This is a genomic window from Streptomyces sp. BA2, from assembly GCF_009769735.1.
In the GTDB taxonomy this organism is placed as follows: domain Bacteria; phylum Actinomycetota; class Actinomycetes; order Streptomycetales; family Streptomycetaceae; genus Streptomyces.
The window spans coordinates 419,735-431,999 of record NZ_WSRO01000002.1 but is presented as its reverse complement, the minus strand read 5'-3'; the positions used below and the strand labels follow the sequence as shown (position 1 = coordinate 431,999).

At 69.9% G+C, this 12,265-nt stretch carries 10 protein-coding genes and 1 pseudogene; 5 read left to right on the top strand and 6 right to left on the bottom strand.

What is annotated here, in order from left to right; all coding sequences use genetic code 11:
* The first annotated feature begins 152 nt into the window (after window positions 1-152).
* The 4 genes and pseudogenes from E5671_RS47345 (at window position 153) to E5671_RS04680 (ending at window position 2,511) form a co-directional block, all read left to right on the top strand.
* Complete coding sequence (locus tag E5671_RS47345) at window positions 153-830, top strand: calcium-binding protein (RefSeq protein WP_336605663.1); 678 nt, start codon at window positions 153-155, stop codon at window positions 828-830.
* Window positions 831-1,122: 292 nt separating this feature from the next.
* Complete coding sequence (locus tag E5671_RS04685) at window positions 1,123-1,857, top strand: maleylpyruvate isomerase family mycothiol-dependent enzyme (RefSeq protein ID WP_160502579.1); 735 nt, start codon at window positions 1,123-1,125, stop codon at window positions 1,855-1,857.
* A 68-nt stretch (window positions 1,858-1,925) separates the two neighbouring features.
* A pseudogene (locus tag E5671_RS46040) lies at window positions 1,926-2,102 on the top strand (VOC family protein); the annotation flags it as partial.
* 166 nt (window positions 2,103-2,268) lie between these two features.
* Window positions 2,269-2,511: a DUF5133 domain-containing protein gene (locus tag E5671_RS04680; protein ID WP_160502578.1), complete on the top strand. Its 243-nt coding sequence runs from the start codon at window positions 2,269-2,271 to the stop codon at window positions 2,509-2,511.
* A 160-nt stretch (window positions 2,512-2,671) separates the two neighbouring features.
* Here E5671_RS04680 and E5671_RS04675 read toward each other — a convergent pair whose 3' ends face one another.
* From E5671_RS04675 to E5671_RS04660, 4 genes are all read right to left on the bottom strand, one after another.
* Complete coding sequence (locus E5671_RS04675; RefSeq protein WP_160502577.1) at window positions 2,672-3,595, bottom strand: SDR family oxidoreductase; 924 nt, start codon at window positions 3,593-3,595, stop codon at window positions 2,672-2,674.
* Window positions 3,596-3,639: 44 nt separating this feature from the next.
* Entirely contained in the window at window positions 3,640-4,062 is a 423-nt protein-coding gene (locus E5671_RS04670) for a CBS domain-containing protein (RefSeq protein WP_237330099.1), read from the bottom strand.
* Between the two features lie 187 nt (window positions 4,063-4,249).
* Window positions 4,250-4,717, bottom strand: coding sequence for a hypothetical protein (locus tag E5671_RS04665; protein WP_160502576.1), 468 nt, complete (start codon window positions 4,715-4,717; stop codon window positions 4,250-4,252).
* Between the two features lie 107 nt (window positions 4,718-4,824).
* Window positions 4,825-9,612, bottom strand: coding sequence for a cation-translocating P-type ATPase (locus E5671_RS04660; RefSeq protein ID WP_237330434.1), 4,788 nt, complete (start codon window positions 9,610-9,612; stop codon window positions 4,825-4,827).
* A gap of 530 nt (window positions 9,613-10,142) precedes the next feature.
* On the opposite strand from E5671_RS04660, the gene E5671_RS46930 reads away from it, so the two are divergent.
* Window positions 10,143-10,268 carry a hypothetical protein gene (locus E5671_RS46930; RefSeq protein ID WP_272902817.1) on the top strand — a complete coding sequence of 42 codons (126 nt, stop codon included), beginning with the start codon at window positions 10,143-10,145 and terminating at the stop codon, window positions 10,266-10,268.
* Window positions 10,269-10,347: 79 nt separating this feature from the next.
* Here E5671_RS46930 and E5671_RS04650 read toward each other — a convergent pair whose 3' ends face one another.
* Together E5671_RS04650 and E5671_RS04645 are read right to left on the bottom strand one after the other, a co-directional pair.
* Window positions 10,348-10,689: an STAS domain-containing protein gene (locus tag E5671_RS04650; RefSeq protein ID WP_160502574.1), complete on the bottom strand. Its 342-nt coding sequence runs from the start codon at window positions 10,687-10,689 to the stop codon at window positions 10,348-10,350.
* A 522-nt stretch (window positions 10,690-11,211) separates the two neighbouring features.
* Window positions 11,212-12,189, bottom strand: a complete 978-nt coding sequence (locus E5671_RS04645) for an SDR family NAD(P)-dependent oxidoreductase (RefSeq protein WP_160502573.1) — start codon at window positions 12,187-12,189, stop codon at window positions 11,212-11,214.
* Between the last annotated feature and the right edge of the window lie 76 nt (window positions 12,190-12,265).

Genomic DNA, 12,265 nt, shown 5'->3' with positions numbered 1-12,265 from the left:
GCCACCGCCACCCTTGCCCTGACTCTCGGCACGGCCGTCTTAACCACGTCGACCGTCCAGGCCGCCCCGTCTGCCGCTGGGGCCACGGCGTCCGTCGTCGTCGCGGACGGCGAGCTCTGGTACAAGGCGGCACTCGGTCAGCAGAACCAGAGGTGACGGTCGACGAAGAGATCGACCACCGTGGTGAGCACGACTCCTACTACGTACTCACCTTCCACGACCGGTATGACATCGCCATCTCCGCGGAGGCGGCGGAGGGGGACGAGTGCGTGTACCCCGAGGAGGGCGACCGCACAGCTGTGCGGTGTGCGGTCAAGATCCCGGAGAACTCGGACGACTCCGACAGCTACGACATCGATCTCGGCGACGAGAACGACACCGCGACACTCGCGCCCGACAGCCGGGCCTGGGCAGGGATCTACGGCGGCAAGGGCAACGATGTCATCGTGGCGTCGGAGTCCGCGCTCCTGCACGGCGGTGAGGGCGATGACCGTCTCGACGGCGGCGGCCCGTTCGGCTTCGGCCCGTGGGGCGATGCCGGGAACGACACCCTCACCCACTGCAGCATGGACTGCTTCGGCGGCCCCGGCAACGACTCCCTGACCGGCACCGGCGAGGAAAACAACCTGCACGGCGAGGACGGCACCGACATCCTGCGCGGCCAGGGCGGCGCCGATGTCCTCTACGGCGGCAAGGGCAACGACAAGCTGTACGGCGAGGCGGGCAACGACACGCTGTGGAGCAACAGCGGTGACGACGTCCTGTGGGGCGGCACAGGCACCGACAAGCTCTCCGGCGGCCCGGGCCGCAACGAACTCCACCAGGACTGACAATCCTGCGGACCGGGGGTGCGGAATGCCACGCAATTCCCAGCCCTACGGTCACGGAATCGTCCATGGGGAGGACGTAGTCACCGTCGTCGTGGCCTGGGGAGGACGGATCTGCGCCTTCGTCCTCCACGGCGTCAGGGCCCTCGAGCCGCCCGGCAACCCGCCGACGCTGGTCAGGGCTGCCGGGGCTGCCGGGGCTGTCGCGCCCCGAGTCGACCGGCTCGGCGAGCGCGGAGTGGATGTCGCAGGCTGGGAATGGGTAAGGCCATGAGTCGACACCGATCGGAGACTCATGCCGCACGACGAAGAAGAGGACAGCCCTGCCGCGCTCCTGCCCCTGCTGCGCACCTGCGTCGACCGGTTGCTCTCGACGGCGGCCGTGCTGTCGGACGACGAGGTACGGGCGCCTTCCCTGCTGCCAGGCTGGAGCCGCGCCCACGTCCTGACGCACCTCGCCCGCAGCGCCGACTCGCGCACCCGGCTGCTCACCTCCGCCCGTACGGGCGCCGACCTGCCCCAGTACGCCAACGACGATCAGCGGGAGCGGGAGATCGAGGAGGGTGCCGGACGGCCCGCCAGCGCCCTCGTCAACGACATGGACACCGCGTTGCGTCGCTTCCTCTCCGCAGCCGACAACCACCCGCAAAACGCCTGGGACGTGCCGGTGCGGTGGCTCGGGGCCGGTCTGCGGCCCGTGCGCGGTGCCGTCGGCAGCATGCTGCGCGAGGTGGAGGTGCACCACACGGACCTGGCCACCGGTCACTGTCCAGCCCACTGGCCCGCCTTCTTCACGGCCCGCGAACTGGAGACGACCACCGCGAAACTGGCCACCAACCCCAACTCTCCGCCCATGACGCTGTGCGCCGACGAGGACCAGGTGCTACGGGTGATCGGCGACGGTCCGGGGCCGCGTGTGAACGGCCCGGCGGCGGAGCTCCTGGGCTGGCTCACCGGGCGGACCGACGGGCACACGCTGACCGTCGAGCCGCGAGGACCCCTGCCGCCCCTGCCGGCCTGGCGGAGCTGACCGTCGCAATGTATGCCCTTAGGCTTGCGCAAGTTCAGTGATCGGCCCGGAAGTGTCGTTCCTTGCAGATGAAGTTGCGCGCGATAACGCTCGATTGCCCTGATCCGCTGGCTCTGTCGGCGTTCTATCAGGAGGCCACCGGCCTTGAACCGCACCCGAAGTCAGACTCCTAGTTCGCCGGGCTGAACGGCGAGGATGGGCACCTCCTCGGCTTCCAGCGGGTCGACGACTACCGGGCTCCGACGGGTACGTTTCGGCAACCCGGCATGCGTGAGGCGTGGCCGACTGGCAATCGCACAGCTCAGAGCGGCCAGGGCGACAAGGCAAAAGCGTGGACGAATAATGGTCTGGTCTCGGGGCACAGGATGCGGCGCGTACCTCTGCAAGTAGTGGCTTTGAGGGAGATTCCTGATGCTGATGGCAAATCCGGTCGTGCTGAAGAACCTGCTTGAGCAGTACGAGACACTGAGCGCGCTGAACGCCGAGAAAGGCGCCGCCGAGAAGGGCACAAAGGAAGCGCGTCAGCGGATGGAAGACGTCGCGTACACGCTCTGCGTGTCGACGGGTACCCGCGACATCACCGCCGCCCTCCTCGCAGCCCGGCACCAGCTTTCCGCAGCGCGCACCGAAGGCGAATCCGTACTCGCTTCCTGACAGGTGACGCTTCCTGACAGGTCACGTGCGCCGCGAGCAGGTCCACCGCTGATCGTGGGGGCCTTAACCGCTCAGCAGGACAGGAGCCGCCGGGCTGGACCGTTGCACGAATGCCGGCGTAGCGCGGCGCTTGACTTCTGCGCCGGTCCTCGGCGGGAATTCAGCGGGAGTCCGTGTATCCGCCGGTAGCGGCGATGGTTTCGCCGATGGTGTAGCTGGAGTCGGCGTCGCTTGCGAGGTAGACGTAGGCCGGTGCGATCTCCTCGGGCTGCGCTACCCGCCCCAGCGGTGTCTGGGCTCCCAGGTTGGTCAGGTAGTCGTCGGTGAAGCGCTGACCGGCCAGATTGAGCGCGCTCCAAGTGGGGCCGGGAGCGACGACGTTGGCCCGTATGCCCTTCTTCACCAGGTGCGGGGCGATGGACTTGGTGAAGACCACGACAGCCGCCTTGGACGCGGCGTAGTCCATCATCAGGTCGCTTCCCTTGAGGGCCTCTTCCGAGGCCGTCGCGATGATCGAGTCACCTTGGGACATATGCGGGACGGCTGCCATCACCAGGTGGAAGTACGCGTAGACGTTCGTCTTGAAGACCCGGTCGAAATCCGCTGCCGTCAACTGGTCCAGTTCCGTCTGGCTGTTGAGATACGCGGCGTTGCTCACCAGGATGTTCAGCCCGCCGAGCTCGTCGACCGTGCGGCGTACCGTCTCGGCGCAGAAATCGGGATCGCGCAGGTCACCGGGGAGGAGCAGAGTCCGGCGTCCCAGAGCGTCGATCTCGCCCTTGATCTCCTTGGCGTCCGACTCCTCTTCCGGCAGGTAGACGATCGCCACGTCGGCGCCCTCGCGGGCGTACAGCAGGGCGACGGCACGGCCGATGCCGGAGTCCCCGCCGGTGATCAGCGCGACCTTGCCGGCCAGCTTGTCCGCGGGCCGATAGTTCTTGGCCTGGTAGCGGGGAGCAAATTCCATCTCGGACTCGAGGCCCGGACGCCTCAGGCGCTGCAACGGATAGGGCGGGAAGAGTTCGGCCGAGACCTGGGCCGAGGCGGACGCGGCATTGGGGGCGCCATTGGTGTGGACAGTCATGCGGGAAATCTCCTGTGAACGATGTGCCGGTCTGTCCGCGGGGCTCAGTCGGTGGAGAGGGCGGCGACCAGGCGTCCCGCGTCGGGGGCGTCGAGAGCACGGGCGGCGTCCGCGAGCGCGACCATGCCGACGAGGTCGGTGCCGTCGATCACCGGCAGACGCCGGACCTTGTGCTGGGTCATGGTCACGAAGACCTCGTCGACGCCGTCGTCCGCGCCGATCGTCACGGCCTCCCCCTGCGCCAGGGTGCCCGTCTCGACCTCCGCCGGAGCGAGCCCCGCCCCGAGGACCCGCACCACGATGTCCCGGTCGGTCACGACGCCGATGAGCCGGTTGTTCTCGCCACAGATAGGCAGGGCACCCACCTGCAGTTCCGTCAGCTTCCGTGCCGCGTCGAGGGCACTCTCATGTGCCTGCACGCACTGCGCGCCGCCGGTCATGATGTCCCGTGCCGCCATGGTGGCCATATGGAATCGCCGTCCCATCTCTGCTTCCGGATGCTCCCGCACGCCTTCAGTGCCGGAGCTGTCCGCTTCGGGTGACCGGCTCCGGTGCCCGTGAAACAGGATCGTCGGGAGTTCCTCACGATTCGGATGATTTCGCTGCCACTACGCGGGTCTTGAGCTCCAGAGCGTGCTGCTGAGCAGGGGAGTGCTACCGCGACTTCGCGTTTCCCTCGCCCGTCAGGAGCGGGCGCGTGGGGCCCCATTGGCGCAGTGCGGCGTAGCCGACGCCGATCGCCGCAGCTGTCGGGCCGCCTACCGCGCCGATGGCCGCCAGGCCGCCGAGGCCGAGGTAGACGGGCAGGCCGTCACGAGAGGGCAGCGCCCGGCGCGCGGCGGCCAGTGGAGTGGAGGTGGCGTCTACGACACCGCGGGCCATGCGCTCGACCGGGATGGACAGCGTGTATTCGTCCTGCGAGCCGGAGCTTCGTGTACGGGCCGTGGCCTTGCCGGCGGAAGACTTGGACTTCGCGGCAGTCTTGGTGGCAGGTTTCGTCGACTTGGATGCCGCATTAGAGCGGGACGCCGTCTTCTTTGCCGCTGGGCGGGACGAGGCCTTCTTCGCCGAGCGGGAGGCCGTCGCCTTCTTGGCCGGGGTCTTCTTGTGCGCTGTAGCCATGGGACATCGCTCCTTCTGATCGCGACAGATATCCATCTTGAGATGGATCGCCCTGCCTCGCACCTCCTGCGTGTCCATGCGGTCACGCTGCGTAGCGTCGCCTGCTTTCAGCCCTCTCTCGAAGCCTCCGCAGCTCCTGCATCCGCTGAATCAGCCAAATCCGCCGCATCCGCCGCATCCCCCGGCCCCGAGCTCTCCTCGTCCGTTCGCCTTGCCCAGTGGGTGCCCGTCGTCATCGCGACCGCCGTCGCGGCCGCGCAGGAGCCCACGGCCACAGCCCAGGAACCGGCCCGCAATGGGCGGCAGCCGAAGAAGCGGCTGATCGTCGGCGTCTGTACGCCGACCAGCAGCGCCAGTCCCGAAACCCCGCTGGTCAGGGTGACCAGTCGGCTGTGGCGGCCCATCATCAGGGTCTGCCCCAGTTGGGTGCCGATGAGAGCGACCAGGCCCATCGTGCTGGCCTCGTGCACGCGCCCCGTGGCTTTGCCCGCGCCCCAAGCGAGGGTCGCGCCCAACGTGGTGGCCCCGCTGCGCACGGCGAGGGTGTGGGCCAGGGACGTGCCCCAGACCGTGGTGACGGGGCCGGAGCGGAGCGGGTCCTGGGCGCACTCGTCCTGGTCCGGTTGTTCCGGTGCTGAGGCCTCGGCCTCGCTGTCGGTGGCATGCCCGACCCGGTCGCCGGGAGGGGGCGTTGACGGTGCGAGGGCGACCGCGAGGGCGGGCAGCATGTCGGTGAGCATGTTGACCAGGAGCAGTTGGCGGGTGGACAGCGGCGAGCGGCCGTCGACCGCGGTGCCCAGGATGGTGAAGGCGACTTCGCCCGCGTTGCCTCCCACCAGGATGGACACCGAGTCGCGCACCCGGCCCCACAGGGCTCGGCCCTCGCTCATGGCGGTGGCGATGCGCGAGGGGTCGGCCTGGGTGAGTACCAGATCGGCCGCTCGGCGAGCGGCGGTGGACCCGCGGCCTGCGATGGCGATGCCGACGTCGGCGAGCCGGATCGCGGGGGCGTCGTTGATACCGTCGCCCGTCATGGCGACGACGTGGCCGGAGCGCTGCAGGGCCTCGACGATACGGGTTTTGTGTTCCGGTGAGACGCGTGCGAATACGGAGGTCTGCGCGATACGCCGGTCGCGGTCGCGTTTCGGGAGCGTGTCGAGTTCCGCGCCGGTGAGTACCGACTCCGGTGCGGGCAGACCGAGTTGGGCAGCCAGAGCGGTGGCGGTGACGGGATGGTCACCTGTGATCATCACGGCGCGAGTGCCGGCCCCGGTGAGACGGCGAACGGTGTCGGCGGTTGTGCGCCGCGGGGCGTCTGCGAAGGCGAGGAATCCGATCAGGGTGAGGTCGTCGGTGAGCGCCGCGAGATCGTCCCCTTGGCGTGCGCGATCGACGGACGGCACCCCTTCGGCGACGGCGAGGACGCGCAGGCCGGCCGCGGCCAGGCGCTGCACCGTGCGTTGCGCGCGCCGACGCCGGGCGGCAGTGAGGGCGACGGTCTTCCGGCCCGCTTTCCACACCGTCGAGCAGCGTGCCAGGACGACTTCCGGGGCTCCTTTGACCTCCAGGTGCAGCTGACTGTCGTTGGTGCCCAGGGCTGCCGCGTAGCCGCGGTTGGTCTCGAAGGGCAGCTCCCGGATCAGCTGCCAGGCGGTGTCGGGCTCGGAGTGGTCGCGTACCGCCTCGATGACGGCCCGGTCGGTCGCATGGGCCACGGCCTGGGGTGTGTCGGGGTCGGCCTGCGGGCAGGCCCGGCCACTGACGCGCAGCAGCCGATGGGCGTGGGCGGTGTCGAAGGCAACCTCGCCGCCGTAGTCCGCGAGGCGCGTCACCGACAGGCGGCCCGCGGTGAGCGTTCCGGTCTTGTCGAAGGCAACGGTGTCGACGCGCCCCAGGGCCTCCAGAGCGCGGGCGGAGCGGACCAGGACTTCCTGACTGCCGAGCCGGCGCGCGGCGGAGAGCTGGGCCGCCGTGGCGACAAGAGGCAGGCCCTCGGGGACCGCGGCGACCGCGATGGACACGCCGGAGCCGAGCGCCTGGCGCAGCGGCGTGCCGCGCAGCAGGGCGAGCCCGGTGACCACCGCTCCCGCGGCTGCCGTCGCCGGCAGGGTGATGCGGGTGAGGTCGGCGAGGCGGGCCTGCACGCCAGTTGCGGGAGCGGCGTGCCCGCTTGCCGCGGAAGCCCGGCCGGCTTCGGTGCTCGCGCCGACCGCGGTGACGACGGCGCATCCGTGCCCGGCGACCACGGTGGTGCCCTCGTAGACCATGCAGGAGCGGTCGGCCAGCGCGGCCCCAGGGGTAGGGGCAGGATCCTTGTCGACCGGCAGCGGTTCGCCGGTCAGGCTGGACTCGTCGACTTCGAGGTCGGTGGCACTCAGCAGCCGCGCATCGGCCGGTACGACATCGGAGGGGCCCAGCAGCACGACGTCGCCGACGGCGAGGCGGTCGGCGGTGACGGTCTCGAAGGGCTCCTCGGCGAGGGCCATCGCCCAGCCGCGGTCGCGCGGGGTGGTCGCCAGGCGGGCGCGGCGGACGGTGACGCGCTCGACGTCGAGCAGTTCGTCCAGGGCCTGTTCGGCCTTCATTCGCTGCGAGCCGCTGACCAGGGCGCTGCCCAGCATCACGCCGCCCACGAGGAGCGCGTCGACGCGAGAGCCGACCACGGCGGACGCGGCCGCGCCGAAGGCGAGGACCGGGGTCAGGGGATCACGCAGTTCCTCGGCTACCGCGCGGGTGAGGGCGACGGCTTTCGGCGGCAGCAGGCGGGAAAGCGATTCGGCCCTCGTCCTGGGGTGCGCGGCGCCGGTCTTGCCGTCGGCGGTGGGGTGCGAGGCGGCGTACTCGCGGACCCTGAGGAAGGTCGCGCGGGCTGTGAGGCTGTGCCAACTGCCGCGCAACGCCGGCTTCGGGGAGGGCAGGGTGCCCACTCTGCGAGCGCTGACGACGCCTCCCAGCAGGGCGAATGCGGCTGAGCTGTGCATCGGTGAGAGCTTGCGGCGCTGGTGCTGGGGGCTGGCGTCCACCAGGGTCAGCAGTGCGCCCATGGCTGCTCCGCCCACGGCCGTCTTGGCCGAGCGGCGGCTGACGCGACCGGCAGGGCCCAGGGTGCGCAGGAGCAGCCAGGCGGAGTCCAGTTCGTACGCGCAGATGAGGTCGGCCGACCAACTGGCTCCGTGGGAGCCGTGCAGCACGGACACGCCGACATCGGCCAGCGCCAGGGCGGTGTCCTGACCGGCCGCGATCACCATCACGACGCGGCCCTCCGTCTGCAGCTGCCGGACGTGATCGGACAGATCGCCGGGGGGCAGCACCTCGTCGGCCAGTGGCAGCAGCTCGCCGATGCCGGCGTGCTCGGTGACGACCACGCGGTCGACGTTGGACCGGGCCGCCTCGAGTACGGCCTCCGCCAGCGGATCGAGGCCACAGCCGATGGTGACCGTGCCGCAGTGCCGGTCCTGCCTGTCGCGCAGGCGGAAGGCCACTGTCCCGGAGCCGTCCAGGAGAGGGCGCGCGTGCGGATCCTCGCGCTCCAGGGTCCAGCCCCGTCGGCTCCACCGACGCTGCTTCTGAAGTGTGGTCACATCCTTGGAACCGAGCACTGCTTGGGCGGTCTGCCATACCTCGGTGTCATCCAAGTCCGTCCGCGTCGCCTGAGCCGACAGCAGGACGGGGCGGCTGCCGCACAGCACGACGGAGTCGATGATGACCGTGTCGACCCGGTCGAGTCGGCGCAGCACGGCGGCGTTCATCGGGAGAACCCCGCGCCGGGCCAGCCGCCAGTCCAGGACAGCGGCGTACCCTTCCCGACCCAGCCAGGCCGCCGGCGGCGCGGTCGTCATCAGCAGCTCGGTGGCCCGGAACGGACTACGGGTGCCAAGGAGCAGTGCCCCCGCCCCGGCCAGGGAGCCGAGCGCGGCGCGGTCGGTGACTGTTTCGACGGGGCCGGGCGGTAGCGGCTCGGGACGTGCGGGGCGTTTCACGCACTCGTGCGGCAGTACCGACTGGATGGAGTGCAGATCCGTTTCGTGTCGGGCCCAGGCGGCCCGGCGAGCGTGGGCCTCGACGATCTGAGCGCTGCGCCGCAGGACGTCGACGGCGATGGGCGCGGCGTTGTGGGTGAGGGTGTGGGCCGTGGTGATGGCCAGAGACAGCAGCAGATCGCCGCGGATGCGTCCCAGGTGTTCCTCCACGATGTGCCGAAGCCGCAGATGCGCTTCGGAGAGCACCAAGCACTCGCGGACTCCGTAGGGCAGGAGGGGCGGCACCCGCACGAGGCGTCCCGCGGCGGAGATGCCGAGCCCGAGCAGGCCGGCGGTGAGGGCGACATATGCGGCTGTTTGCTCGATGTTGTCGGCGGGGTGCTCCTGCGGCGCGGCCGGGAACGCCTCGTCGGCCACACCGTGCGCGGCTTCCACGCCTTCGATGACCTCTTCGATGAGGTCGACGTCGACCCGGTTCTCGTTGAAGATGACCAGGAGCCGACGAGTTTCCGCGTTGGCCTCGGCCCAGTAGACGCCGTCGGTCTCCATCAGCGCCACGATCGCGGCCTTGGCGATGGTGCGATGCGCGGTGCCCCGCCCGGTCAGGCCGCGCATCTGCAGATGGGCGTGGCCGCCGTGCGACCAGACCTGACGGGCGATGTGGATGTCACCCGAGTCAGCCAGTTCCGTGGCGATGGACTTGAGGTGATGCGGTGCGTCCGCCAGCAGCGAGCCGAGCCGTTGGGGCGACGCCGCTGCCAGCAGCCGTACCGCGGCTCCGCCGAACTCGGCCACTGTGGCGCCACCGCGCGGCACCGCCTGCGCAGCCGCCCTGAGGCCGCCGTGCAGCGTACGGCCCACGCCCGCGACGGAGGCCGGCGGCAGGCGCACCGAAAGGCGCCGGGGGAGCCGCATTCGAGCCACGGGTGAGACCTCTCAGATCTGGCGTGAGCCGGGTGCGGGGGGGGCAGGGCTCGGGAAGAGGTACGGGGGGGGCAGGCAACGATCAATAGGCTCAGCTTGCTCCGGGCGGCCAGGCAGCAGATCGTTGGGTTCCGCCGAACAGCCGTGGACTGACACGCATACGTGTTCAGGGGCGCGGCGCGGCCGACCGCCGGCTTTCGTCGAATGCCGTGGCCCCGGCAGCCCGCAGAGTCGTTCGAGACGGCGCTGACCTTGCACCTGCGGGTCGACCGCCGCGGGCCAGGGGAAGGAGTCGTGGCGTGGGCTTGAGGTTCCGGTCTGCTGCGGAGGAGCGTTTGCCGTGACTGTCCTGCTACCGGACGGGGACAAGCCGTCATCGGCCACATGACGGCGACGAGTTCGCCTGCGCGCTCGGGGCTCGCGATATCCGCGTCCTGCTCGAAGGGCAGCTCAGCGGAGACGGGGGCGAGCAAGATCTGGTGGGTGCCGAGGAGTTGCTGGAGCTGTGGGATGAGGGAGGCGTGGCGCGCCCACCCCTGGATGTACGCCTCCAGCGACTGGGTACGCGCCGTGTGCCGGCCGCCGAGCTGCGCGGTACGGCGGAAGCGGCCGTTGACACCTTCCTGCGTGCCTACGTGAGCGACTGACAGTTGCCCGGCAGATCAGAGCGGCCAGACCCTTCTACGGCATGATCTCTTCCGAGCGCGCCAACAAATCTGTGAGGGCTCAGAACGGGCGCAGTGGCAACCGGTCCAGCAGATTTGCCTGCTCGATGGCCGCGTCGGCGATGTCTCCGGTCCAGGCGATGGAGACCGTGATGCCGACCGCGTCCAGCGCCTGGCAGATGCCCAGCAGAGTGAACAGGCCGGCGTTGTCACAGTGGGTGAGCGCGGACAGGTCCAGTATCAGGCGGCGGCGTTCACGGGGACGCGACACCACCTGCACGATCGTCTCGCGCAGCAGAGCCGTGGTGTTGAGGTCCAGCTCTCCGAAGAGGCATATCAGCACGACGGACCCGGTCGCATGGCCATGGCGAATCACGAGCCGGGGTTCGGCGTCTTGTTCCATGCCTGCTTCCGTCTCAGCCTGTCGGTGGGGCGAAGTGGCCGCCTGCTCGTTGGCGGGGCAGGTAGCCCGCCTTCTCCAGGTCGGCGACGATGGCTCGGGCCGTGCGCTCAGTGATCTGGCATAAAGCTGCCACCCGTCGCAACTGCATGGTGGGATCTCGCGAGATGGTCGGCAGCACCCGCGCATGGTTCGTCAGGCACGCCACCCCCTGCTCTGACCATGGCACTCAGCCCTCTCCGCGTGTCGGCATCTCATCACTGACACCAGCGCGGAGTTACCGGAAATCTTCTGCGCTCATCTTCCCGCATCCGGGGGGCGTGAGGGCTGCAAAGGGCGGGATTGCGGGCGACATTGGTGCTGCCCTGGAAGGTGGACTCCACCGCCGGCGGCCGTTGCAGCGGAGCATCCTGCGAAAGGAAATGGGCCCGACCGCGCGAGCGCGAGCCGGGTGGTCTCCAGTAGCGAGCCCCGTAAGTACGGGACTTGCGTGCAGTCATCGGAGAGCACGTGGCTGGCTACCCCTCAGGTTTCCCGCTCGTTGTAGGCGTCCGCGGCCTGTTCGTTCAGTGCGCTGCCCCACGCCTGGAACCGGCTGCTCAGGGCGCCATCGGGCGGCGCGATGTCCTTCCCGGGACGCACGGGACGGTGCCCCGCAGGTGCCCCGGGCAACAGTCGCGCCATCACGCCATTGAGGCGGGTGACCGCAGCGGGCGCAAGGCCGTGGGCCAGGTCGGCAGCGCGTGCAGCGGGGGTCAGGACCAGTCGCGTGCGGCGCCGGACGACGGCCTTGACGATGCGTTCTGCGGCTCGTTGGGCGTTCATCGAGATGACCGGCGCACCCGCCAGTGCCGAGAACCAGCCGTACTCGCTGCTGTAGGCACCACCGAATTCGGCCTGAAGATGTGAGCCGGTCCGCATCAGGCCGGGGTAGACGGCGGTCACGCTCACACCGGTGGACGCGGCTTCCGCGTGCAGGCCCTCGGCCAGTACGCCGATCGCGGCCTTCGCGCCGGCATAGGGAAGTAGGTGGGGCACCCCCAGCAGGCCACCCACTGACGAGATCAGAGCCAGTCGCCCGCCCTGTGGGCTTTCCCTGAGATAGGGAAGTGCCTCGAGGCTGGTGTGCACGGCCCCCATGAACATCGTCTCCATGGCCTCCCTGAACTCTGCGGCCCCGATGGCCTCCACAGGAGCCACCTGGATGATCCCGGCATTGGCGATGACGATGTCGGGGCCGCCGCACGTGTCGTGTGCGGCTCGGAACATGAGGTGCACGGCTTCTTGGTCCCGGACATCACAGACCGCGGTATGGATGGCGGCGCCTTGTCGGCGGGCACGCAGCTTCTTCTGGGCGGAGGCGAGCTCTTCGGAGTCGCGCGCGGCGATGACCACCGTGCTGCCGCGTGCGGCAAGCTCGTCGGCCATGAGCAGGCCGAGGCCCCGTGATCCTCCCGTGACGAGCGCGGTCAGTCCTGACAAGGATTGCGTGGAATTCGACATAGGCGTGGTGACGCTCCTTCCTCTTGGCCGCCCGCGGCCCAGCTGTAGGCACCCGGTGGGTCGTGGTCGGCTCCCG